The organism is Mycolicibacterium aichiense, assembly GCF_010726245.1.
Taxonomy (GTDB): Bacteria; Actinomycetota; Actinomycetes; order Mycobacteriales; family Mycobacteriaceae; genus Mycobacterium; species Mycobacterium aichiense.
The window spans coordinates 4,569,298-4,592,266 of sequence record NZ_AP022561.1 but is presented as its reverse complement, the minus strand read 5'-3'; the positions used below and the strand labels follow the sequence as shown (position 1 = coordinate 4,592,266).

The window sequence follows — 22,969 nt, the reverse complement described above, 5'->3', positions numbered from 1 at the left end:
CCGGACACCTCGGTGCTCGACGCGCTGCGGACCATGGTGCGGGAGAGTTCAGGCGGAATGCTGGTTTCCACGCCGTGCCTCTTGGGCCCGGAGGGCTGTCCCGACGGCTGTCAGGCGCATCGGGGCCAGGGCGCGGTCGCCATGCTTCAGCCGTGCCGTGCTGATCGCACGCCGGTCGGTCCCGCGCGGTGGATCGACCTCAGCGTTCCGCGCGTTGGTAGGCGGTGACGACCGCCGCCCCGCCGAGACCGATGTTGTGCTGCAGCGCGGCGGTGACGTTGTCCACCTGACGCTTGTCCGCGGTGCCGCGCAGTTGCCAGGTCAGCTCGGCGCACTGCGCCAGGCCGGTCGCGCCGAGCGGATGCCCCTTGGAGATCAGCCCGCCCGACGGGTTCACCACCCAGCGCCCGCCGTAGGTGGTGTCGTCTTTGTCGATCAGCTCGGGAGCCTCACCCTCGCCGCACAGACCCAGGGCCTCGTAGAGCAGCAGCTCGTTGGCCGAGAAGCAGTCGTGCAACTCGATCACCTGGAAATCCGTCGGGCCGAGACCGGACTGATCGTAAACCTGTTGCGCAGCCTGCACATTCATGTCGTAGCCGATGATGTTGGCCGCGCTGCCGTCGAACGTCGACGCGAAATCGGTGGTCATCGCCTGCCCGACGATCTCGACGGCCTGACCGGCCAGCCCGTGTTTGTCGACGAACGCCTCACTTGCCACGATCGCCGCGCCGGAGCCGTCCGAGGTGGGCGAGCACTGCAGCTTGGTCAGCGGATCGGAGATCATCTTCGCGCCCAGGATGTCGTCGAGGGTGTACTCCTCCTGGAACTGCGCATACGGATTGTTCACCGAATGCTTGTGGTTCTTGAAACCGATCTTCGCGAAATGCTCGGCGGTGGTGCCGTACTTCTTCATGTGCTCGCGGCCGGCCGCACCGAACATCCACGGCGCCACCGGAAACGTCATCGAGTCGGTCTCGTTGAGGGCGACGATGTGACGCATCAGCGGCGACTCGCGGTCGTCGGCGCCGCCGCCGAGCGAGCCGGGCTGCATCTTCTCGAACCCGAGGGCGATGGTGCAGTCGGCGAGACCACCGCGGATGGCCTGCGCGGCCAGGTACAGCGCCGTCGAGCCCGTCGAACAGTTGTTGTTGACGTTGACGATCGGGATGCCGGTCATACCGAGCTCGTAGAGCGCACGCTGCCCGGAGGTCGAGTCACCCGAGCAGTAGCCGACGTACCCCTGCTGCACCTCGGCGTAGTCGATGCCGGCGTCGGCCAGCGCCTTGGTGCCGGACTCGTTGGCCATCTGGGGATAGTCCCAGCCTTCGCGGCGGCCCGGCTTCTCGAACTTGGTCATCCCGACCCCGACGACGAACACCCGGTTCTTTGTTCCGGCCATGGCCTATTCCTTCCGTCTCCGCTGACGATCCCGTTAGTGTAGACCCGATTGGAACACGTTCTAGTTTCCTGTAGAGGAGCACCAATGACGTTGCGAGTCGTGCAGTGGGCAACCGGGTCGGTCGGGGTCGCGGCGATCAAAGGTGTGCTGGAACATCCCGAACTCGAACTGGCCGGCTGCTGGGTGCATTCCACCGACAAGGCCGGCAAGGACGTCGGCGACATCATCGGAACCGAACCGCTGGGCGTCCTGGCCACCAATAGCATCGACGACATCCTCGCCCTGGACGCCGACGCGGTGATCTACGCGCCCTTGCTGCCCAACGTCGAGGAAGTGACCGCACTGCTGCGCTCGGGCAAAAACGTCGTCAGCCCGCTGGGTTGGTTCTACCCGAGTGAATCCGAAGCCGCCCCGCTGGCGGCCGCCGCCCGCGAGGGCAACGTCACCCTGCACGGCGCCGGGATCGGACCGGGCGCGGCCACCGAGCTGTTCCCACTGCTGCTGTCGGTGATGTCCACCGGGGTGACATACGTTCGTGCCGAGGAGTTCTCCGACCTTCGGACCTACGGCGCACCCGACGTGCTGCGCCATGTGATGGGCTTCGGCGGAACGCCGGAGAGCGCGCTGACCGGACCGATGCAGAAACTGCTCAACGGCGGCTTCTTCCAGTCGGTTCGGCTCATCGTCGACCGCCTGGGTTTTGCCGCCGAGCCGCAGATCCGCACCTCCCAGGAGGTGGCCGTCGCGACCGCGCCCATCGACTCCCCGATGGGGGTGATCGAACCCGGCCAGGTCGCCGGGCGACGCTTCCACTGGGACGCCGTGGTGACCAACACCATCGTCGTGCGCATCACGGTCAACTGGCTGATGGGCGAGGAAAACCTCGATCCCGCATGGTCTTTCGGCCCGGCGGGGGAGCGCTACGAGATGGAGGTGCGCGGCAACCCGAACACGTTCGTCACGGTCAAGGGCTGGCAGCCGGAGAGCGTCGAGGAAGGGTTGGTCAGCAACCCCGGCGTGGTGGCGACCGCGGCGCACTGCGTCAATTCCGTTCCGGCGACCTGTGCCGCCGCGCCGGGCATCGCGGACTTCTTCGACCTGCCGCTGATCACCGGACGCGCAGCACCGCAGCTCGCACGCTGACTATCGTTGACGAGATGGCTCACCCCGTCGTCGTCCAGCAGTCCCGCGCCATTCCCGTCGCGGTACCGGATGCGTTCGCCAAGACGCTGCCGATGCCGCTGCCCCAGTTGTTCCACCGCTGGTACGGACCGATCCCGCCAATCAAGGCCGTGCACGACCAGACCGGCGACTGGTCGGTGGCGGGGCAGACCCGCACCATCGTCTTGGTCGGGGGCGGAGGCATGCGGGAAACCCTGACCACGGTGGACGCACCACATGCGTTCGGCTACACCCTCACCGACGTCCGCGGCGCGATGGCACCGCTGATCGATCACGTCGAGGGGCTCTGGGCCTTCAGTGAACACGGCACCGGCACCAAGGTCACGTGGCAATGGACCTTGCACCCCAAGTCGGCGCTGTCCGCGCCGTTGCTTCCGGTGTTCGCCCGGATCTGGCGGGGTTACGCCGCTCAGGCTCTGGCCACCCTGTCGGATCACCTGCTGAGCTAGCGGCCACCGGCCTTCACGCGCTCCCGACGACTTGTGTTGCGGGCTGGAACCCACCCGCTTCCGCGCTCACCGTGGCACCTGGCACCAACGGGATCACGGCGAGGCCTTCGTCATTCGTGGTCACCGTCAACGGGCCCAGTGAAACCTTCGCTCCACGGACGGGACGAGCCTGTGGGTCTTCGGGAATGGCGGCGGTGACCAGCACCCGATTCCCACCGGCTGGAAACGAAATCGACAGCGGTGGCTGAGATCGTGTGGGACAGTTCTTTTGAGTTGGGATGCCCGCAAGCTTTACACCGTTGATGGCGGACTCCACGCCGCCCAGGTAGTTGCTGTCCGGGCCGACGACGACGAGCCCGCGTAGATAGCCTTGCCGAGCGCCTCTACTCGTCAGGTTTGCACTCCAGGTAGCGGTCAGGGGAGCGAGCACCACGAGGACCGTCTCCACACCGTCCAAGAACGTTGCACCGTCATCGGAGTAGTTCGCATAGGACACCGAGAACCTGCCCGAGGCATACGCGCCGAAGTAGGACACCAGAGCCGTCCCCGAGTACTTGCCTTTCAGCAGCCGGACCGGCCGGATGCGCCCCATCAGCGGATTGAAGTCCTTGACGGGAACCGACCACTGCGCGATCTTCGCCGGATCCTGATGTATCGGGGTCTGGGGGACTGTCGGTGTGCGGGCGGGGAACTTGAGAATGCTTATCCGCGTTTGTTTTCCGGTGCTGCCGGGACCCGGTTGTTCGTTGACCAGCGCGCGAGTCGAATCATCGAACCAACTCCAGCCCCTGATGGTCCACGCCGGGTCGATGACGATCGGCTGGCCGGAGTATCCGTCTTCTTGCTGGCCAATCGCCGTGTCCATCAGCCAGGGTTCGTTCATGCACCGCCTGTTGTTCCACAAGCTGACCCGTCCGATCTGGCCGAAACTGGCGCTGTCGATCAGCGCAGGACGGACCAGCTGTGTGAAGACGGTCATGCGGTTCAACCCGCGCGCCGAGCTGAAGTAGGTGGTCCTGCCATCAGGAGCGATCTCGCCGGCTTCGTTGTAGTCGAGGTCGCTGGTCAATGGGCGTCGATCGCCGGTGGCCGTGTCGAGTAGCCAGATGTCGTAATTGAGTCCGGTACTGGTGGTCTGATACTTCAGCGTTCGGCCGCCGTTGTTCCAACTCGCACCTTCGTAGAAGTGCGCCGCGTTGGCCAGATCCGCTGCAAAATCGGTCTTCTTGACCCATGTCGGGTTGAAGATTCGCTGGTCGGTCAGGGTGTACTGGTCACCGTTGAGCGTCAGCCTCGCGATGCTCATTCGCGTGCCTTCGATCGGATTGACTTCGTTCCAGGTGACGTATTCGCCATACCAGTCCGGCTTGGCTTCCCGGTTCTGACCGGTGAGCAGGCTGCCGCCGGCGGGAAATTGGACTTTCCTGCTGGTCTTGGTCTGACAGTCATAAATCGAAGGGGCACACTCCAGGATCTGATAGTCGATGTGGCCCGCTCCACCTCCTTGTTGCCCCGAGGTATTGGCGAACCAGATTCGCTTGCTGTCGCCCATGGCCTTGATCTTCGTCGCGTTGGTCGCGACGCCGCACGAGATGCACTGATAGGCACCACCGTTCAAGTCCGTGGTTGCGATCTGGGAATTGCCTGCGATCATGACCTCGACAACGAGGTGCTGATCGTCGGGCGCTACGTCGGCGGAGTCCACAGTCACGCCCGGCGGAAGTGAAAAGCTCAGCACCTGTTCGACTTCAAACGGTTCCAGCGACGGTGGTTGTGCTGCAGAAGCGACTGGCGGGCGGGCGATCACCACCGCCGCGACAGTGGTTGTCATGACGACGAACAGCGACAACAACTTGTATCGGACTGAACCGGGGAACATCGAGACTTCTCGCCTTCTGGTCAGGCACCGTCGATCGTGCGGACTTGGGCCCGCCGATTACCTGGTGCTCATCGCCTCGCGGTGTCGAATAGGGGACCGAGCAGGACCTGCCGGATCTTCGAGACGAGAGGGGATCTCGCCGGCCTCTGATCCCCGCGTACCCCCGCCGCTGCGATGGCTGCTGCCGCGGCGAAATCGGGATCACTGCCGGGTGCTGCATGGGAAATGACGATGACGCTGACATCCGGCGATGGCGTATCGCTCGTGTTCACGATCAGCGGACCCGGATCTGCAGGTGCTTGGTGCAACGACGGCGCAGGGGCGCTGAATATGGTGGCGCCCGCCAAGACGGTCAAGGCCCAGATGCCCAGCGCGCCAGAGCGTTCGTACACGGTGGTGCCGGCGACGTCTAACGCCATGACGATGACTCCCTCCGCGCTATGTTACATACAATAATGTACGTATGTATGCATCAAAGGCAAGAGGGCTCGCCGTATCGACGCTCGCAGCTGGGGGATAAGTAGCAGTTGTTACGTGCAGTGCAGCATGAATAAAGATCGGAGGTGAACGGTTGCGGAACTGATCAGCGTGCGTTCAGCAACGCCGCGGGCCCGCGCTGCATCAGCTGGCGCCCGATGATGATCCGCTGAATCTCGCTGGCGCCCTCCCAGATTCGCTCCACCCGCAGCTCGCGGAACATCCGCTCGGCGACGTTCTCCCGCATGTATCCGCGCCCGCCGAAGATCTGTACCGCCCGATCGGCGACCCGGCCGGCCATCTCCGAGCAGTACAACTTGGCCATCGAGGCCTGCCCGTGCAGTGCCTTACGGTCGAGCCCGGCGTCGATACCGCGGGCCACCTCGTAGAGCATGCTGCGCGCGGCGAACAGCTCGGTGGCACTGTCGGCGAGCATGCCGGCCACCAACTGGTAGTCGCCGAGCGGTTTGCCGTCGACCATGCGATCCGTTGCGAACGTGGTCATCTCGTCGACCAGGCGTTGAGCGGCGCCCACGCAGCGCGACGCCACCATGAGCCGTTCGAACCGAAACCAGTCCTGGGTGAACGTCATAGCTTCGCCCTCGGCGCCGACCAGGTGACTGACCGGAACGCGGACATCGGTGAACGACACGATCGGATGCTCGTCGGGAATGTGGTGTGAATAGTGCGGGGTGCGCACCACCTCCACGCCCGGCCAGGGCAGATCCACCACCAGCAGCACGTGGTCACCCTCGTGCGGACCGCCGACCAGAACAGCCTGAACGAAGACGTACTCGGCCAAGTTGAACGACGTGACGTGCCACTTGATCCCGTTGATCACGTACTCGTCGCCCTCGCGGCGCGCGGTAGTCTCCAATGCCGACACATCGGAGCCGGCGAACTCCTCGGTGATGGCATACGCCTCGTGCTTCTCGCCACGCACCGCGGGCAGTAGCCAGCGCTGCTTCTGGTATTCGGTGGCCACCTCGGCCCACCATTGCGGCGGGGTGTGCATCACCCAGGCGATCGCGTTGGTGACCTTGCCGACCTGCTCCTGGACCAGAACCTGTTGCAGCGCAGTGAATCCCGGACCGCCCACCGAGGTGGGCATGTTGGTGGCGTACAGGCCCAGTTCGATCGCCCTGGCGTGATGCGCGGCGGTCAGCTCCTTGGGCAGCTGGCCGCCGGCCATCTCGGCATCCACCTCGTAGGGGATCAGGGTCTCGACGAATTCGCGGGCGGTGTCCCGGATCCGCAGGTCTTCGGCTGTCAACCCGTACATTCGCGGTGCTCTCCGCTCGCTGGAAGCTCTTGACTGAGCGTTCAGTCTATGCCACGGTCTTGAGGTATGGCCAGCAGTCGCAGTGCGGACGTCGTGGTCGTCGGTGGTGGAACAGTCGGGGCGTGGACGGCCGTGCAATTGGCCGAACGCGGCGCAGGCCGGGTCGTGCTCCTGGAGGCGCAGACACTCGGTGACGGGGCCAGCAGCCGCGCCGCCGGAATGGTGCGCGCACAAGGCGGCACCGAGACCGCGATCCGGCTGGGGCTGCGCAGCCAGGAGTTCTACTCCACCAGCGGGGACCGCTATCCGTTGGACTGCGGCTTCGTGGCGCAGGGCTATCTGATGCCGTGCTTCACCGATGCCGAAGTGCAACAGGCCCACGATCGGATTGCGTTGCAGCGCCGACTCGGACTCGCCGTGGAATGGCTGTCCAGTTCCGATATCGACGACCGGCACACGGGTTTGACGCCCGGGGTGACTGCAGGCGGCTCATACGCACCCGGCGACGGATACATCAACGCGCCACGCAACGTCCTGGCCTACGCCGCCGCGCTGACCGCACACCGAGTGGATGTCCGGGAACACTGCGCCTTCACCGGTCTGCGGGTTGCCAAGGGCCGAGTGGTCGGCGTCGACACAACAGCGGGTCCGGTCGACACCGGCCGCGTGGTGCTCACCGGTGGTCCGATGCTCGGTGAGGTCGGCGCTACGGCGGGCGGGCGCATCCCGGCGGGGGGTACCCGGCACCAGGTCGTGGTCACCGAACCGCTGCGTGACGCCGACATCGACGAACTGCCTATGGTGTTCGACGTCAGCGAGGGAATCTACTGGCGTCCTGGCGAATTCGGCGGCGTGCTATGGGGGATGAGCAACCCGGCCGAACGTCCCGGCGAGGCAACCGAGTTCGACTGGAGCTACTACCAGAAGGCGCTGGCACGCATCGAGTCGCTGTTTCCCGCGGTGCGCGGACTGGGGCTGCGGCGCGTATGGGCGGCGACGATCGACTACACCGGAGATCATCTGCCGATACTGGGTCCGCTGCTGGCCGACGATGGTGCGGTGGACGGCACCGTGGTGGCCAGCCCGGCCGGGCACGGCATGATGTGGGGTCCGGCGGTCGCGGAGGCAGCCGCGGACCTCACGCTCACGGGTGGGTGTGACTGGCTGGATCTGACCGACCTCGGTTTGGACCGCTTCGATGCCGACGGCAACAGCCGGCTCGAGCCTGAACCGATCTCCCTGCCGTTTCCCGAACACGCCTGACACGAAAGGGCTTTCTCCCATGACCGCTGCTGTGCTGACCACTGTCCTGGCCCAGGCGGCCGACGCCGAACTCGAGGATTGGGGCCCGCTGGAGGAGGCCACCGGCGACCCGATGGCGACGCACGGTGTGGAGGTGTGGGTCGATGGCGACAAGTCGGCAGGCATCTGGCAGTGCGCCCCCGGTCCGTCGCACTGGACGCTCGAGGTCAACGAGATGATCTACGTGGTGTCCGGACGGATGACCGTCACCCCCGACGGTGGCGAGCCCAGCGACGTCGGCGCCGGCGATCTCGCGGTCTTCCCGGTCGGCTGGACCGGCACATGGGTGATCCACGAGACGCTGCGCAAGGCTTACGCGATGTTCTGATTCGATCACCGAGCGCGCGGGATGACGAGCGCGTCGACGGCCACCACACCGGTCGCAGACACGATCACCGGGTTGGCTTCGACGGCATCGAGGTGCTCACCGAGTTCGATTGCCAGCTGCGAGAATCCGACGATAGCGTCCGCAAGGGCGTCGACGTCGGCCGCGGGTGCGCCTCGCCAGCCCATCAACAACGGCGCGCTGCGCAATGACTGAACCAGCTCGCGGGCAGTGTCCCGACTGATCGGCGGACAGGCGACCGCGCGGTCCGCCAGCAGCTCGACCAGCGTGCCGCCGGCGGCGACCACGATCATCGGGCCGAAGTTGTCGTCGCGCACCACACCGAGCGAAATCTCGACACCCGCAGGGGCCATCGCGTCGACGCTGACGTCGGATCCCAACCGCTCGGCCATCTCTTCGTAAGCCACCCCGAGCGATTCGCGGTCACCGATGCCGAGCACGACTCCGCCGACATCGCTCTTGTGCGCGGCGCCGAGTGTTTTCAGCACCACCGGGTAGCCGACGGCATCCGCGGCGGCGAGCACCTCCGCGACGGTGTGTGCGGAATATGAACGGGTGACCGGAATGCCGTAGTCGGCCATCAGCCGGAAGGCGGCCGGCGCGTTCCACTCGGCCGCGGTCAGTTCGGCCGTCCAGCGCTGTGCCCGCTGGGCGTCGATGTGGGGGAGTGCCGTCGAGACCGGCAGCGGCCAGCGGGCCAGGTGGCCAAGGGCCGCGATGCCGCTGCGGGCGCCTTCGAGGACCGGAATGCCGTTGTGCCGCAGACCCGCTGCTGTAGCGCCGTCCACCGCCGACGGTACCGAGGCCAGCACCGCAAGCGGGGCATGGGTGCCGGCGGCGACGTCGAGCATCGCATCGGGGTAGGCGGTGTCGTCGTCGAACTCGGTGACCAGGTCGACGGCCAATGCGGTCACCGCCACGCCTGGATCATCGACCAGTGCCCGCAGACAACCGCTGAACAACGCGCGGGTATCGGCGCCGGTACCCCACACGTCAAGGGGGTTACCGGGGGACAACCCGTCGTCGAGCAGTTCTGCGAGTGTGCGTAACGTCGGGGTGGCGAGTTCGGCGAAATCCACCGCCAACTCATGTGCCAAGTCGGCGCACAGTGCACGTTCGGCCCCGGAATCGTGCACCGTGGCGATGCCGCGCGAGCCGGGGCGTCGTCGACGGCCGGCCTCGAAAAGTTCGATGGTGTCCACGAACTCGGCCATGTCGGTGACCCGGATCGCGCCGGTGTCGGCGCAGAATGCCTGCCAACCGGCCGCGTCGCCGGCCAGCGCACCAGAGTGGGCAGCGACCATCGCGCGCCCGCGCGGGGAATGGCCGACCGGCAGGATCACCACGGGGATGTCGCGCTGTGCCGCACGGCGCAGCCCGGCTCGCAGCCGTCCCACCGACCGCGGGGTCTCCAGCAGCAGGGCGATCATCGTCGTGCCCGGGTCCTCGACGATGTAGTCCAGGTAGTCGGCGGTGTCGGTGACCAGTTCTTGGCCTGAGGAGATCGCCACGCGGAACCCGAAGCCGCGCGACGCCCGCAGGATGGTGGAGAACGCCGAGCCTGAGTGGGTGACCAGCGAAACACCGCCCGACGGAAGAGGATCCGTTTCCAGATAGCCGAGCGCGCGCAGGCCGGTGACATTGTTGACAAAGCCCATGCACCCCGCGCCGCACACTGCCATCCCGGCGTCGGTGGCGGCCTGTGCTACGGCCCTGCGCAGCGGTGCACCGTGGGCGGAGCCGAAGATGACCGCCGACTTCACGCCCACTGCGGCCGCATTGTTCAACTCTGCCAGCAGCGCGGTGTCGGGTACTCCGAGCAGCACCAGGTCCACTGGCTCGTCGAGCGCGGCCAGCGACGGGGCGCAGGTGACACCATCGATGCGCTCATAGCGAGGATTGACCAAATGCATTCGCGCCGAACTGCGGCGAGCTTCGATGATCATCCGCTCCCCGAAGCTGCCCGGTTTCGCCGAGGCCCCGACGAGCGCCACCGAGCGGGCCTCCAGCATGGTGGCGACGCAGCCCCGCCGGCTGTCGCTCATCGCCTGCGGAAGCGCTTCTTCTTCGTGTCCGCCAGTGCGGCTCGCGCCGCCTGCCAGCCGGGGATACCGCACACTCCGCCGCCCGCGTGGGTGCCGGAGCTGCCGTTGTACAGCCCGGCGATCGGCGTGCGGTAGTCGGCGTAGCCCGGTGCGGGTCGCATGTGGAACAACTGCTCCAGGGACAACTCACCGTGGAAGATGTTGCCACCGATGAGGCCGTACTCCTGTTCCATCTCATGCGGCCCGACGATGTCGCGATGCAGGATCGAGGACTTGAAGCCCGGTGCCACCTGGTCGTACAGGTCGATCAGGCGATCGGTGTAGGCATCCAGCTCCGCGGTGTGCGGTTCGTTCGCCCAGTCCGCGGGCACCCACTGGGTGAACAGCGACATGATGTGCGTGCCATCGGGATTGAGTGTCTTGTCCAGAGTCGTGGGAATGACGCCGTCGCTGAAGGGCATCAGCGCGGGCTTGCCGACGCGAGCGTCCTGGAATGCCGCCTCGATGTACTCCATCGTGGGCGCCATCTCAACCGATCCGGTGTGGTGCTCGGCCTGCCCGTCGCTGGGATCGGCGGTGAAGTTCGGCAGCTCAGCCAAGGCCAGGTTGATCTTCACCACGCCACTTCTGGTCTTGAAGTGTTCGATATCGGCGACAAACTCGGCAGGCAGCTCGGTGCGCGGAATCTGGTCCAGGAACGCCGTTTTCGGGTGCAACGTGGTGACGACCAGGGGTGCGCGCAGCTCGTCGCCGTTGTCGAGCACGACGCCCTCGATTCGGCCGCCCCGCACCAGCATTCGGGAGACCCTGGCCTTGGTGCGGATCTCTGCGCCGAAGCTCCTGGCCGACCGGGCGATTGCCTCCGAGACCGCACCCATGCCGCCCTCCGGGTAGCCCCAGCTGCCGAGCTGGCCGTCGCCGACGTCGCCGATGGAGTGGTGCGCCATCACATAGGCGGTGCCGGGCTCATACGGTCCGGCCCAGGTGCCGATCACACCGTTGACGGCCAGAGCGCCTTTGATTTGCGGTGATTCGAACCAGTCGTCGAGCAGATCGGCGATGCTCATGGTGAGCAGTCGGGTGACATCTCCCATCATCCGGGTCGTCATGCCGCGTTGACTCCAGCCGAGTTTCGCGAGCTCGAACAGATCCGACGGCTTGTGCGATCCGATGTTGGGTGGCACCTGGGTCAGCAGTGGCCCCATGACGTCGGCGATACCTTCGAGCCACGCGTTCCACTTCGGCCAGGTGTCGGCGTCCTTCTTGGAGAACTTGGCCAGCTGCTCGTAGGTGCGGGCCGGGTCGTCCTCGTAGATGGTCAGTGACCCGCCTTCTGGAAACGCCTGGTAGTACGGGCCCATCGGGTGCACCTTGTAGCCGTGCCGTTCCAAGCTCAGATCCCGCACGATCGTCGGTGGCATCAGGCTCATCACATAGGACAGTCTGGTGACGCGCAGATGTGGCGCGTCCTCCCACGGCGCCTCGGTGGTGGCCGCGCCGCCGAGCGAAGCGCGCGATTCCAGCACGACGGTGTTGGCGCCCGAGCGCGCGAGGTAGGCCGCCGAAACCAGCCCGTTGTGACCGCCGCCGATGACGATGGCGTCGTAGGTGTTCGACATGACGCTCCACTTCCGTCCGCCCGTCCGGGGCAGGCTTTGACTGACTGTTCAATCTAATCGAGTGTTAGGCTTTCAACAAGAGTCGGCACCGGAGCCGCTGAGGGGAGTACGACGAGATGGCAGATCCCGCACCCGCGACCGAGAACAATGAGGCGAGGCGCATCCAGATGTTGCGCGCCGCAGCGGAGCTCATCTGCGAACGCGGCTTCTCCGAGACCAGGATCTCTGATGTGGCCAAACGGGCCGGGGTCAGCTCGGCGTTGGTCATCTACTACTTCGGCACCCGGGACCGGCTGCTGGTCGACGCGCTGCGCCACTCCGAGGAATCCTTCTATGAGGCGGCCGAGCGGATGCTCTCCGAGGTGCCGTCGGTTCGCGAACGGTTGTCTCTGCTGATCCAGTGGACGTGTGTTCCCGAGGCGGAGAACGAGATCCCCGGCGCGTGGGGTCTGTGGTTCGATCTGTGGGCGCAGGCGTTTCGGCACGACGAAGTCAAAGCGGGCCGGGTGGAGCTCGACGCGCGCTGGCGCCGGATGATCGTCGACACCGTGGAGTCGGCGGACCTGAAGTCAGACGTGGACGCGAAGATGTTCGCCCTGGAGTTCTCGGCTTTGCTGGACGGCCTGTCGATCCAGGTGGCACTCGAGGATCCGGAAGTCGATTCCAAGTTGGCCTACGAGATCGCGATGCGGTTCGCCGAGCGGGAGTTGGACCTGCCCCGCGAGAAGCGCACGCTGGTGGCGGCCGGTAAGGGCCGGCGCTCGCGCTAAACCGGGCCTGCGACCAGATCCGCCGCCGGATCCTTGATCACGACCGCTGCGCTGCGGGCCAGGACCCGCACGGCATCCGTCGAACACACGCAGGTGACCGGCATTCCGGCGTCGTACGCCGCTGACCCGGGACCGTATCGGTTCGGGACGTCGACGACAAGGGCTGTCGGGCCGCCGACGTCGACGTGCACCTGGGTCGATGCGCCGTGGTAGACGACCTGGGCCACCGTGCCGCGAATCGCGTTGTGCCCCGGGGGCACCGGGTCATCGGGGGACTGTAGTGCGATGCGCTCGGGCCGGATCACAATTGCAGCAGGCCCGGGCCGGCACGAGGTGTCCACCGTGGCGCCGAGGCGCGTCGCCAGTGCCGAGCACAGCGCGGCACCGTCGTTGATCTCTAGCACCTCGGCATCGAAAATATTGGCTGCGCCGAGGAATCCGGCCACATACGTGGTTGCCGGAGCGGAGTAGATCTCTTGCGGAGGACCGACCTGTTCGACGCGACCCTCTGCCAGGACGGCGATCTGGTCGCTCATCGTCAACGCTTCGTCCTGGTCGTGGGTCACGTAGACGAACGTGATCTCGACCTCGCGCTGGACGGCTCGCAGTTCGAGCTGAAGTTGCCTGCGCAGCTTGGCATCCAGAGCACCGAGCGGTTCGTCGAGCAGCAGCACCCGGGGCTGCAGAACCAATGCACGGGCCAGGGCGACGCGCTGCTGCTGGCCGCCGGACAGCTGGGTGGGACGCCGTTTGGCGAACTCGTGCATCCGGACCAGCTCGAGAGCCTCACCGACCCGGCGTTTGACGTCCTGCTTGGGGGTCTTCTGGTAGCGCAGCCCGAACGCCACGTTGTCCCAGACCGACATGAACGGGAACAGCGCGTAGGTCTGGAAGACGGTGTTGACCGGTCGCTTGTGAGGCGGATCCTGCGCGACATCGCGGCCGTCGAGCTCGATACGTCCCGAGTCGGGCTTCTCGAATCCGGCGATCATCCGCAGCGTGGTGGTCTTGCCACACCCGGACGCCCCGAGCAGCGAATAAAACTGTCCCGCTGGAATATCCAGGTCGATACCGGTCACGGCGGGAACGCCGTCGAAAGCCTTGGCCAGCTGATGCAGCCGGATGGCGCCGCCGGTCACCGGCGGCCGTCCCGACAGCACGCGGTCAGGCCGCCACCGCCTCGGCCAGCCGGGCGAAATTCGCGGCGAACCGGTCGACATCGGCCTCGTCGTGCTGAACGGACAACAACCATTGCTCCACCTTGCCCCAGGGTGGTAGGAACACACCGCCATTGTGCTGCATGAGCCAGTGCAGGTGGCCCAATCGGTCGTCGATCTGCAGAAAATCGCGGAAGTCATGGACCGGCTCGCGCTTGAACGTCACACAGCCTTTCGCTCCCACGCTGACCACGTGCCAACCGTAGCCGTAGCGGGCGGTCGTCGCCTCCAGAGCGCCGCGAAGCCGCTGGGCCAGCGACGCCATCCGGGTGTATGCCGCCGGTGTGAGCACCTCTGAGAGGGTGGCCCTGGTGGCGGCCATTGCCAGCGGGTTGCCGTTGAAGGTGCCGACCTGTTCGTACCGGCCGTCGGCGATCGCCGACATCACCGCAGCGGTGCCACCGATTGCCGCGACCGAAATGCCACCACCCAAAGCCTTTGCCAAACAGACGATGTCGGGAACGACACCCGATGCCGCGGTGACCCCACCCGGACCGGTGGTGAAGCCGGTCTTCACCTCGTCGAAGATCAAAAGGGCGCCGTCGGCGTGCAGTAGGTCGCGAAGGGCGGCCAGGTAGCCGTCGTCGGGCGGGATGATGCCGGCGTTCATCATCACCGGTTCCAAGATCATCGCGGCGACCTGGCCGCGGTGCTCGGCCAATGCCCGGGCCACCGCCTCAGGATCGTTGAACGAGACCACCACCACCAGATCGCGGATCGCCGCCGGGATGCCGGTATTGCCCGGCACACCGATCGGATGGTCGCGCGGCCCCACCTCGTCGGCATCGGGCAGCACCGAGACCTGCACCGAATCGTGGTGGCCGTGATAGCACCCCTCGACCTTGATGATGAGGTCTCGCCCGGTGACCGATCGGGCAAGATGCACGGCATCCATGGTGGCCTCGGTGCCGGAATTGGCAAAGCGCCACAACGGTAGATCGAAACGGCGGGCCAGCTCTGTCGCGATCCAGATCGCGTCCTCGGTCGGCTGGGCGAAGTGCGTGCCCCGGCGCACCTGGCCGCTGACCGCCGCGACGATCGCGGGGTGAGCGTGGCCGGCGATCGACGCCCCGTAGCCCCCGTGCATGTCGACGTATTCGGTGCCGTCGACGTCGTAGACCTTCGAGCCCGCGCCGTGGCTCATCCATACCGCCTGCGGTTGGGCGATCTGCCAGTTCGATGTCGCCCCACCGGCGAGGTGTTCACGTGCACGGCAGATCATTTCGGTGCTGCGCGGCTGCCGCGCCAGAAACACCTTCTCCTCGTCGGCGATCAGTCTGTCGACCGCATCCTCAACCTGGCTCTCGATTGTCGGCGAAGCCACTCCGGGCCACCTTCCGCTCGATTAGCGTGCGGACCTGCGAAAAAGCCGTCCGACATCTATTGACTGAGCGTTCAGTCTATGTCAGAGTCCAGGGAGCTATCAAGACTCGAGACGACTCGAACCACGGAGGCGCGGATGCCAGCACCCATCGGTCCCGGCCCGAATCGTCGGCAGTTCCTCCAGCGGGCCGCCTTGCTGGCCGCGGGCACTCCCGCGCTTGTGGCGTTCCTTGACGCGTGTTCCAAAGGGGGGCAATCAACTTCGGCCCCCACTTTGAAGATCGCGTCACCGCAGAACCCGGTGAAGTGGGATATACCGAACGACAACAAGCCGATCGCGGACGGGCTGGCGCCGGAAAAGGGTGCCACGCTGCAGCTGTACAGCTACGCCGACTACATCGCACCGGATGCGATCAAGTCGTTCGAGGACAAGTACTCCACCAAGGTGGCGGTGTCGACGTTCAACGACACCGATGAGGCCATCACGAAGATCCGTGGCGGCAATGTCGACTACGACATCTACTTCCCGAGCTACGACCAGATCAGCCGGCTGGTGAACGGCGGCCTGGTCCGTCCGCTCAACCACAGCTATATCGGCAACATCACCAATGTCTGGCCGTTCTTCGCCAACCCCTGGTACGACCAGGAGTGGCGCTTCACCGTGCCTTACACCGTGTACACCACCGGCATCGGCTGGCGCACCGACCAGGTGCCCGCCGACATCGGCGCATTGAAGAACCCCTACGAGTCATTGTGGGATCCGGCCTACAAGAACAAGACTGCCGTCATCGACGACTGGCACACCGCGATGGCGATGGTGCTGCTGAAGATGGGCATCACCGACGTCAACACCTCCTCGGCCGACGATCTGAAGAAGCTCGGTGACCAGCTGACCGAGCTGGTGAAGGCGACGTCGCCGAAGGTCACGGTCACGATGTACAGCGACCTGCCCGCAGGACAGCTCGGACTGTCGCAGATGTGGTCGGGGGACATCGTCAACGCGGTCAACTACCTCCCGGAAGGGACGGGTCCGGAGATCCTGCGTTACTGGTTCCCGTCCGACGGCAAAGGGCTGGTGGACAACGACCTGATCGTCCTGCTGCGCGGCGGCAAGAACCCGGTGCTCGGGCATCTGTTCCTCAACCACATGCTCGAGACCGAGGTGGCCAAGCAGAACTTCAAGCAGATCGGGTATCAACCGCCGCAGGTGTCGCTGAACCCGGACTCGCTTGTCGCAGACGGTCTGGTCCCGGAGAACCTGAAGAGTGCAATCGTGCGTCCCGAGTACTTCGATACCGGCTACCGGTTGTTGGAACTGGACGCCGCCAATGATGCTGCCTGGCACAATGTTTGGCGTGCCTTCAAGGCCGGGGGATCCTGACCGCGGTGCCCCGCGTGCGCAACAGCCGGTTGTGGCCTCTGCTGGCGATGCCCGGCACGCTGTGGCTCACGGTGTTCTTCCTGGCGCCGCTCTACGTGGTGCTGGCCATCGTCTTCGGCCAGGTCGATCCGATCTTCCGCACGCCCATCCCGGTGTGGAACCCGTTGGAGTGGGACCCGTCTCAGTTCACCTATGTGCTCACCCACATCGTCGGCGCCGACGGCGTCTACGGGCCGGCACTGGTACGCACCGCGGTCTACGTGGTGCTGGCGAGCGTCCTGTGCCTGGTGATCGCGTTCCCGGTCGCGTACTTCACCGCGCGACTGTCGGGCCGGTGGGCAGGGGTGCTGCTGGCGGCGTTGATCGCACCGTTCTGGATCAGCTACATGATGCGAATGCTGGCCTGGGTCAACCTGCTTCAGGACGACGGCATGGTGAACCGGCTGCTGCGCTTTGGCGGCCTGTTCGACGTCAATGTGCACTGGCTGACCGGACAGCCGGTGGTGGTGGTGCTCGGCCTGGTGTACGGATACGTGCCGTACATGATTCTGCCGCTCTACGCCGGCCTCGACCGGTTGCCTCAGGCGACCCTGGAAGCCGCACGGGATCTGGGCGCCAACAGGTTCGGGTCGTTCTGGAGGGTGACGTTGCCGATGTGCCGGCCGACGATCGTGGCCGCCGTGCTGCTGACCTGCCTGCCGATGCTCGGTGACTACTTCACCTCCGACATGCTGTCGGCCTCGCCGAAGACGGCAATGGTCGGCAACCTCATCAACGACAGTGTGCAGTCTCCCGGGCAGACCGGTCAGGCCGGTGCGTTCGTGATGTTGGTGCTGATCGTGACCGTGGTGCCGATGTTCTACTACGTGCGCGTGACCTCGCGCGGCGACGAGGTGTCCACATGAGAGGCCCGCTGGCGTGGTGGCGCGATCCGTGGCGGCCGCCGCGGATCCTGACGGCGGTCACCGCCGTCTATCTGGTGTGGTCGTTGCTGCCGGTGTTGATCGCGGTGGCCTTCTCCTTCAACGACGGCCGGTCACGAACCAATTGGCAGGGCTTCTCCTTTCGCTGGTACTGGGGCGACGCGACCAAGTCGGTGTGGCACGATGCGTCGCTGCACACCGCTCTGTTGCAGACGTTGAAACTAGGGGTGATCACCACGCTGATCACGGTGCCGCTCGGTGTGTTGTTCGCCATCGGCATCGACCGGTGGCGGGGACGGCTGCCCGCCGGCGCCAACTTGATGATGTTGGTGTCGTTCGTCGTCCCCGAGGTGTTGCTCGCTGTCGCACTGCTGTTCGTGATGACATCGCTGGCGTTGCCCTTCGGGCTGGGCACCTCCGCGCAGGTGATCGGTCTGGTCACCTTCCAGATCGCGTATCCGGCCGTCCTGGTACGCGCCAGGCTGGCCACGATCGGATCCCACTATGAAGAAGCGGCAATGGATTTGGGGGCATCCCCGATGCAGGCACTACGGCGGGTGACGGTGCCGATGCTGTTTCCGGCGATCTTCGCCAGTACTGTCCTGGTGTTCGCCGACGTCATCGACGACTTCGTGCTGGTGCGCTACCTGTCCGGAAACTCTGCCACCGAGCCGGTTTCGGTGAAGATCTACAACACTGCCCGTGCCGCGCCGACCCCGGCACTCAACGCGCTGGCGACGCTGTTGCTGGTTGCGGCGCTGATAGCGGTGACCGTCGGATACTTGGTGTACCGCCGACTGACCCGCGGCGACGACACCGCGGGCGGCGGCATCGCCGCATTCGCCGGGGAAGCCTGAGCCACGCCATCTCTGGACCTGCGCGGGTAGTCGGACTAGTCTGACTGTATGTTCAAACAGACTCCGGCGCCGGTGCCTGCCGAGGGCCTCGCGGCCGCGCTCGCCCCGTTCGGGCAGTCGCGGATGTTGCCGCGGGAGGCCTACGTAGACGGAGCAGTCTTCGAGTGGGAGAAGCAGAACATCTTCGGCGGATGGCATTGCGTGGGCCATGCCGGTGATCTGGATGGTGTCGGCGCCCAGAAGGCGGTCGGTTCGGGTTCGGACGGAATCCTGTTGGTGCGTGGCGAAGACGGCCGGGTGCGGGCGTTCGCCAACGTGTGCCGCCACCGCGGTCATGAGTTGCTTGCCTGCGGTGCGAGCGCCAAGCGGCGCGGAATCATCTGCCCCTACCACTCGTGGTCGTACAAGCTGAACGGCGAGCTGCGCAATGCGCCGGCCTTCGACGACGTCGGCGGGCCCGACCCGGTCGAATTCGGTTTGACCGAGCTGGCATTGGTGGATTGGCACGGTTACCTGTTCGTCGACCCCAGCGGTAGCGACGGCGATTTCGCTGCGCATATCGCGGGACTGGAAGAGGTCGTCGGCCCCTACCGGACCGAGGATCTGACAGTGGTCGCGCGGCACTCCTACGAGCTGGAGACGAACTGGAAGGTGATCGTCGAGAACTACCAGGAGTGCTACCACTGCTCGACGATTCACCCAGAGCTGTCGAAGATCAGCCCACCGACCAGTGGTGAGAACATCGATCTGCCCGGCGACTGGATGGGCGGCTGGATGGGCATGATCGACGAGGCCGAGACGATGTCGCTGAATGGGCGAAGCGGCGGGGTGGCGATCAAGGGTCTGTCCGAGCACGAGCTGCGCACCGTGATGTATCTGGTGGGGTTCCCCAACCTGCTCGTGAGCCTGCACCCGGACTATGTGATGACCCACCTGATGACGCCGCTGGCCGTCGACCGCACCCATGTGGAATGCGCGTGGGCCTTCCCCAGAGAAGCTCTGGACAAGCCCGGTTTCGACCCGTCGTACGCGGTGGACTTCTGGGACCTGACCAACCGGCAGGACTGGGCGGCATGCGAGTCGGTGCAGCGCGGGCTGAGCTCGCCGCATGCCAAGCCGGGCCCGCTGGCACCCGACGAGGACGGCGTCTACCAGTTCGTCACCCGGGTCGCACGGGCCTACATGGGATCTCGCTGACCGCTCGCGGAGCTGGTAACGTGCGGTTCGGGCGCGCAGGACCGCCCGACGTCCGCTCGAAGAGGCTCAGCCTCCCTGCTTTTGGCTTGTGAATCCTGACCGACCTCCTTCTCGGCCCGGCCTCGCGGACGCAGGGCACGTGAGAGGAGGCCGTCATGGCCAGCAGCCTGCCCGACAATCCGTCACTGGAGCATTTGCGCTCCGACGCCCGTGCTCTGCAGCGTCGGGTCATGGCCGACGACCGCGAAGCGATCGAGGCCGTCCGCCGTCATCATCCCCGTCCCGACATTGCGCTGCAGCGCTTTCGGCTGCACGACGGGCAACTCACGGTCGCCCGCCGGTACGGATTCAGCGGGTGGCCCGCGCTCGTCGAGTTCATGGCGGTCGCCGGCGAACTCGCCGTGGACCCCGGTGGGGTCGACGAGGCCACCTTTGGCGCGGCCGATCAGTTCTGCTCGCTCGCGTCGTTGCGCTATGACCACACCGATGCCCCACCACGGTGGCAGGCCGCCGCGACACTACTCGAGTCCAATCCTGCTGTGCCGCAGCATCATGTGTGGGCCGCAGCAGCGGCGGCCGATCCGGTGGCCGTGAACCAGCACCTCACGGACCGGCCAGAACTGGCGAGCGCACGGGGTGGCCCCTTCGGCTGGGTTCCGCTGATGTATCTGTGCTACTCGCGGGTCCCGCTGCGGCACAAGGAGAGTGAGGTCGTGGCTGCAGCCACTGTGCTGCTCGATGCCGGCGCCGATCCCAACGCCGGCTATCTGTGGCGCGCCCTGTCGACGCCGTTCACGGCGCTCACCGGAGTATTCGGCGAAGGCGAGCAAGGCCCCGGTCGTCAACCCCGGCACCGGTTCGTTACCGCCTTGGCTCGTCTGCTGCTGGAGCGTGGCGCGCATCCCGTCGACCAGCAGACCCTCTACAACCGGATGTTCCGATCCGATGATTCGCACCTCGAGCTGTTGTTCGACCACGGCCTGGCGGACGCAGGCCCGAGTCCGTGGGAACAGCGCCTGGGCGAAGCGATGGAAACCCGCGACCAGATGTGGCAGCGCCAAATCGATTGGGCCGCCGACCATGGTTTCGCAGAACGACTGGCCCTGCTGGCTCGCCACGGGATCGACGTGTCGGGAGCCGAGCCGGTGCAACCGTCGTTTCCCGAGGACCCGAACGTCCGCGACGCCGACGGCGCCACGCCGCTGCATCACGCGGCCTGGAGCGGGGACCTGGACCTGATACGCCGGCTGCTCGATGCCGGCGCGGACCCGGACCTGGCCGACTCTCGCTATGGGACGACGCCTTTGGGATGGGCGCAGCACGCCTACCAGACCGGCGCGATCGACTACCTGAGCAACTGGCAGACTCACACGCTGTGACCACCAAACGGGCCCTGATACTGGCCGGCGGCGGTATCGCCGGCATCGGCTGGGAGACCGGCATTTTGCGCGGGATCGCCGACGAGTCGCCGGATACCGCGCGGAGTCTGCTGGGTTCCGATGTGCTGGTGGGAACCTCGGCCGGTTCGACCGTCGCCGCGCAGATCAGCAGTTCGCTGTCGCTGGAAGCGCTCTTCGAACGTCAGACCGCCGAACCGTCATCGGAGATCGATCCCGGGGTGGACATCGATGCCATCTCCGCCCTGTTCCTCACGGCGATGGCCGAACCCGGCGAGCTGACCGAGAAGCTTCAGCGGATCGGACGCATCGCGCTGGACACGCCTACCGTCGGTGAGGCGGTCCGCAGACGTGTGATCGAGGCGCGGCTCCCCGAACATCATTGGCCGGACCAAGATCTGCGGATCACCGCCATCGACACCGCAACCGGGGAACTGGTGGTGTTCGACTCGAGCTCCGGGGTGGACCTCGTCGACGCCGTGGCTGCCAGCTGCGCGGTGCCCGGTACCTGGCCGCCGGTGACGATCGGCGACCGGCGCTACATGGACGGCGGCGTCAGCAGCTCGGTCCACACCGCGGTGGCCGCCGACTGCGCGACGGCCGTGGTGCTGGTGCCGGCGAGCGAATCGGCGCCGTCTCCATTCACCCACGGCACCGCGGCCGAGATCGCCGGCTTCGGTGCGCGCACCCTTGCCGTCTTCGCCGACGATGCATCCCTGAGCGCCTTCGGTCCCAATCCGCTGGACCCGCGCTGCCGGGTCCCGTCGGCATTGGCCGGGCGGGAGCAGGGCCGCCGGGTTGCGGCCGCCGTCACGGAGTTTCTGGCGTGATGATGATTTCCGGGCCGATGTGACGGTAGCCGTCCAGTGCCTTGACGGCCAGCTCTCGGCCTAGGTCGATGATCTCGGCGGCCCGATGGAAATCCAAACTGCGGCAAGCGGTTCGGGGCACCTCGATGAGCAGGTCCGGGGGATAGGCTGCCATCTGATGGCGGGCCAGCGCGGCCTGCGCGATGTCGATGGTGCGGTTCATCACCGCGAAGCTGCCCAGCTTGGGGACCGGGGCCTCACGCGAGCTGTCGATAAGTTGATCGTCGCTGCTCAGCTCGACGTCGTCGCCCTCGCCGTCGTCGGTCACCGAACTGGTCCCGAAGCGGCTCAGCATCGACCTCGCCGCAGGGGTGTCCAGAATCGAGCGGGCGGTATTGGTATCCAACAGTGCCGATGTGCTGCGCAACAGCCGACCGAGCCATTCGCTGCTGGCGGCGACTTCGGGGGCCTCGGTGGTGTCCTGGCTGCCCGCCGGGTCGGGGCCCGACAGGCTGATCGCGATCGTCAGGTCGGCATTGACGGCGGCGATCGGAGCCAATGGCAGCGGGTCGAGGATTCCGCCATCGGCCAGTAGCCTGCCGTCGAGCACGTGCGGCGCGATGACGCCGGGAATCGCGATCGAGGCGCGGATCGCGGCGTCGACGGGTCCGCGCTGCAGCCACACCGATTTCCCCGCGATCAGGTCGGTGGCCACCGCGGTATAGGGGATCGGCAGGTTCTCGATGGTGACGTCGCCGAGGATGTCGCGAACCGCGTCGAGAATCTTCTCGGCGCGCAGCACGCCTGCCGCGGTGATCGACGGATCGAGCAGCCGCAGCACGGCTCGCTGCGTCAACGTCTGAGCCCACTGTGCGAACTCGTCAAGCGACCCGGCCGCATGCAGGCCGCCCACCAGAGCTCCCATCGACGAGCCTGCGACACCGACGATCTCGTAGCCGCGACGCGTCAGCTCGTCGATCACGCCGATGTGCGCGTATCCCCGCGCGCCGCCGCTGCCGAGCGCAAGAGCGACCCGGGAGTTGGGGGATTGGTCGGGCATGGGGTCCATTCTGCTCACCGACAGCGGAAGGGCACCCCTTTCGGGATGCCCTTCC

General features: G+C 66.1%; 20 protein-coding genes. 11 read left to right on the top strand and 9 right to left on the bottom strand.

The features are described 5' to 3' along the window. Positions 1-199: 199 nt before the first annotated feature. On the bottom strand, positions 200-1,399 hold the full coding sequence (locus tag G6N32_RS22100; protein WP_115321878.1) for a lipid-transfer protein: 1,200 nt from the start codon (positions 1,397-1,399) through the stop codon (positions 200-202). 84 nt (positions 1,400-1,483) lie between these two features. On the opposite strand from G6N32_RS22100, the gene G6N32_RS22095 reads away from it, so the two are divergent. Together G6N32_RS22095 and G6N32_RS22090 are read left to right on the top strand one after the other, a co-directional pair. Beyond that, positions 1,484-2,542, top strand: coding sequence for an NAD(P)H-dependent amine dehydrogenase family protein (locus G6N32_RS22095; RefSeq protein WP_115321877.1), 1,059 nt, complete (start codon positions 1,484-1,486; stop codon positions 2,540-2,542). Positions 2,543-2,556: 14 nt separating this feature from the next. Further along, on the top strand, positions 2,557-3,030 hold the full coding sequence (locus G6N32_RS22090) for an SRPBCC family protein (RefSeq protein WP_115321876.1): 474 nt from the start codon (positions 2,557-2,559) through the stop codon (positions 3,028-3,030). A 13-nt stretch (positions 3,031-3,043) separates the two neighbouring features. Here G6N32_RS22090 and G6N32_RS22085 read toward each other — a convergent pair whose 3' ends face one another. From G6N32_RS22085 to G6N32_RS22075, 3 genes are all read right to left on the bottom strand, one after another. After that, complete coding sequence (locus G6N32_RS22085) at positions 3,044-4,840, bottom strand: carboxypeptidase-like regulatory domain-containing protein (RefSeq protein WP_147292072.1); 1,797 nt, start codon at positions 4,838-4,840, stop codon at positions 3,044-3,046. 137 nt (positions 4,841-4,977) lie between these two features. After that, positions 4,978-5,328, bottom strand: a complete 351-nt coding sequence (locus tag G6N32_RS22080; RefSeq protein ID WP_115321874.1) for a hypothetical protein — start codon at positions 5,326-5,328, stop codon at positions 4,978-4,980. 164 nt (positions 5,329-5,492) lie between these two features. Beyond that, the gene (locus G6N32_RS22075) at positions 5,493-6,668 is read right to left on the bottom strand and encodes an acyl-CoA dehydrogenase family protein (protein ID WP_115321873.1); all 1,176 of its coding nucleotides are present in this window, start codon (positions 6,666-6,668) and stop codon (positions 5,493-5,495) included. Between the two features lie 66 nt (positions 6,669-6,734). On the opposite strand from G6N32_RS22075, the gene G6N32_RS22070 reads away from it, so the two are divergent. Beyond that, positions 6,735-7,931 (top strand): NAD(P)/FAD-dependent oxidoreductase, encoded by a 1,197-nt coding sequence (locus tag G6N32_RS22070; RefSeq protein ID WP_115321872.1) that lies wholly within the window; start codon positions 6,735-6,737, stop codon positions 7,929-7,931. Positions 7,932-7,950: 19 nt separating this feature from the next. Next, the gene (locus tag G6N32_RS22065; RefSeq protein WP_115321871.1) at positions 7,951-8,298 is read left to right on the top strand and encodes a cupin domain-containing protein; all 348 of its coding nucleotides are present in this window, start codon (positions 7,951-7,953) and stop codon (positions 8,296-8,298) included. A 5-nt stretch (positions 8,299-8,303) separates the two neighbouring features. Here the strand turns inward: G6N32_RS22065 and G6N32_RS22060 are convergent, their stop codons facing one another. Both G6N32_RS22060 and G6N32_RS22055 read right to left on the bottom strand, forming a co-directional pair. Continuing rightward, positions 8,304-10,361, bottom strand: coding sequence for an acetate--CoA ligase family protein (locus tag G6N32_RS22060; RefSeq protein ID WP_115321870.1), 2,058 nt, complete (start codon positions 10,359-10,361; stop codon positions 8,304-8,306). Continuing rightward, positions 10,358-11,980, bottom strand: coding sequence for a phytoene desaturase family protein (locus tag G6N32_RS22055; protein ID WP_115321869.1), 1,623 nt, complete (start codon positions 11,978-11,980; stop codon positions 10,358-10,360). The genes G6N32_RS22060 and G6N32_RS22055 overlap by 4 nt, the downstream gene beginning before the upstream one ends. 116 nt (positions 11,981-12,096) lie before the next feature. Between G6N32_RS22055 and G6N32_RS22050 the strand changes: the two genes are divergently transcribed. Beyond that, positions 12,097-12,750, top strand: coding sequence for a TetR/AcrR family transcriptional regulator (locus G6N32_RS22050; protein ID WP_115321868.1), 654 nt, complete (start codon positions 12,097-12,099; stop codon positions 12,748-12,750). On the opposite strand, the gene G6N32_RS22045 is transcribed toward G6N32_RS22050, so the two are convergent. After that, a complete protein-coding gene (locus tag G6N32_RS22045; RefSeq protein ID WP_115322075.1) occupies positions 12,747-13,889 on the bottom strand; it encodes an ABC transporter ATP-binding protein in 1,143 nt (380 codons plus the stop codon). The two genes, G6N32_RS22050 and G6N32_RS22045, sit on opposite strands and share 4 nt — an antisense overlap. Positions 13,890-13,914: 25 nt before the next feature. Next, positions 13,915-15,291: an aspartate aminotransferase family protein gene (locus G6N32_RS22040; protein WP_115321867.1), complete on the bottom strand. Its 1,377-nt coding sequence runs from the start codon at positions 15,289-15,291 to the stop codon at positions 13,915-13,917. A gap of 135 nt (positions 15,292-15,426) precedes the next feature. On the opposite strand from G6N32_RS22040, the gene G6N32_RS22035 reads away from it, so the two are divergent. The 6 genes from G6N32_RS22035 to G6N32_RS22010 all read left to right on the top strand — a co-directional run bounded on the left by G6N32_RS22035 (position 15,427) and on the right by G6N32_RS22010 (position 21,875). Beyond that, complete coding sequence (locus G6N32_RS22035; RefSeq protein ID WP_115321866.1) at positions 15,427-16,671, top strand: polyamine ABC transporter substrate-binding protein; 1,245 nt, start codon at positions 15,427-15,429, stop codon at positions 16,669-16,671. Positions 16,672-16,676: 5 nt separating this feature from the next. Then, on the top strand, positions 16,677-17,576 hold the full coding sequence (locus tag G6N32_RS22030; protein ID WP_232077246.1) for an ABC transporter permease: 900 nt from the start codon (positions 16,677-16,679) through the stop codon (positions 17,574-17,576). Then, positions 17,573-18,451, top strand: coding sequence for an ABC transporter permease (locus G6N32_RS22025; protein ID WP_115321864.1), 879 nt, complete (start codon positions 17,573-17,575; stop codon positions 18,449-18,451). Before G6N32_RS22030 ends, G6N32_RS22025 begins: the two co-directional genes overlap by 4 nt. 48 nt (positions 18,452-18,499) lie before the next feature. Further along, positions 18,500-19,648 carry an aromatic ring-hydroxylating oxygenase subunit alpha gene (locus tag G6N32_RS22020; RefSeq protein WP_115321863.1) on the top strand — a complete coding sequence of 383 codons (1,149 nt, stop codon included), beginning with the start codon at positions 18,500-18,502 and terminating at the stop codon, positions 19,646-19,648. Between the two features lie 155 nt (positions 19,649-19,803). After that, positions 19,804-21,027, top strand: a complete 1,224-nt coding sequence (locus G6N32_RS22015; protein ID WP_115321862.1) for an ankyrin repeat domain-containing protein — start codon at positions 19,804-19,806, stop codon at positions 21,025-21,027. Then, on the top strand, positions 21,024-21,875 hold the full coding sequence (locus G6N32_RS22010) for a patatin-like phospholipase family protein (RefSeq protein ID WP_115321861.1): 852 nt from the start codon (positions 21,024-21,026) through the stop codon (positions 21,873-21,875). The genes G6N32_RS22015 and G6N32_RS22010 overlap by 4 nt, the downstream gene beginning before the upstream one ends. Here the strand turns inward: G6N32_RS22010 and G6N32_RS22005 are convergent. Beyond that, complete coding sequence (locus tag G6N32_RS22005) at positions 21,856-22,914, bottom strand: patatin-like phospholipase family protein (protein WP_115321860.1); 1,059 nt, start codon at positions 22,912-22,914, stop codon at positions 21,856-21,858. The two genes, G6N32_RS22010 and G6N32_RS22005, sit on opposite strands and share 20 nt — an antisense overlap. Positions 22,915-22,969: the final 55 nt, after the last annotated feature.

Excerpts from the sequence above, each read along its gene's own strand:
- G6N32_RS22100 (WP_115321878.1), bottom strand. The coding sequence starts at position 1,399 with ATGGCCGGAACAAAGAACCGGGTGTTCGTCGTCGGGGTCGGGATGACC.
- G6N32_RS22095 (WP_115321877.1), top strand. The coding sequence starts at position 1,484 with ATGACGTTGCGAGTCGTGCAGTGGGCAACCGGGTCGGTCGGGGTCGCG.
- G6N32_RS22090 (WP_115321876.1), top strand. The coding sequence starts at position 2,557 with ATGGCTCACCCCGTCGTCGTCCAGCAGTCCCGCGCCATTCCCGTCGCG.
- G6N32_RS22080 (WP_115321874.1), bottom strand. The coding sequence starts at position 5,328 with ATGGCGTTAGACGTCGCCGGCACCACCGTGTACGAACGCTCTGGCGCG.
- G6N32_RS22075 (WP_115321873.1), bottom strand. The coding sequence starts at position 6,668 with ATGTACGGGTTGACAGCCGAAGACCTGCGGATCCGGGACACCGCCCGC.
- G6N32_RS22070 (WP_115321872.1), top strand. The coding sequence starts at position 6,735 with ATGGCCAGCAGTCGCAGTGCGGACGTCGTGGTCGTCGGTGGTGGAACA.
- G6N32_RS22065 (WP_115321871.1), top strand. The coding sequence starts at position 7,951 with ATGACCGCTGCTGTGCTGACCACTGTCCTGGCCCAGGCGGCCGACGCC.
- G6N32_RS22060 (WP_115321870.1), bottom strand. The coding sequence starts at position 10,361 with ATGAGCGACAGCCGGCGGGGCTGCGTCGCCACCATGCTGGAGGCCCGC.
- G6N32_RS22055 (WP_115321869.1), bottom strand. The coding sequence starts at position 11,980 with ATGTCGAACACCTACGACGCCATCGTCATCGGCGGCGGTCACAACGGG.
- G6N32_RS22050 (WP_115321868.1), top strand. The coding sequence starts at position 12,097 with ATGGCAGATCCCGCACCCGCGACCGAGAACAATGAGGCGAGGCGCATC.
- G6N32_RS22035 (WP_115321866.1), top strand. The coding sequence starts at position 15,427 with ATGCCAGCACCCATCGGTCCCGGCCCGAATCGTCGGCAGTTCCTCCAG.
- G6N32_RS22025 (WP_115321864.1), top strand. The coding sequence starts at position 17,573 with ATGAGAGGCCCGCTGGCGTGGTGGCGCGATCCGTGGCGGCCGCCGCGG.
- G6N32_RS22020 (WP_115321863.1), top strand. The coding sequence starts at position 18,500 with ATGTTCAAACAGACTCCGGCGCCGGTGCCTGCCGAGGGCCTCGCGGCC.
- G6N32_RS22015 (WP_115321862.1), top strand. The coding sequence starts at position 19,804 with ATGGCCAGCAGCCTGCCCGACAATCCGTCACTGGAGCATTTGCGCTCC.
- G6N32_RS22005 (WP_115321860.1), bottom strand. The coding sequence starts at position 22,914 with ATGCCCGACCAATCCCCCAACTCCCGGGTCGCTCTTGCGCTCGGCAGC.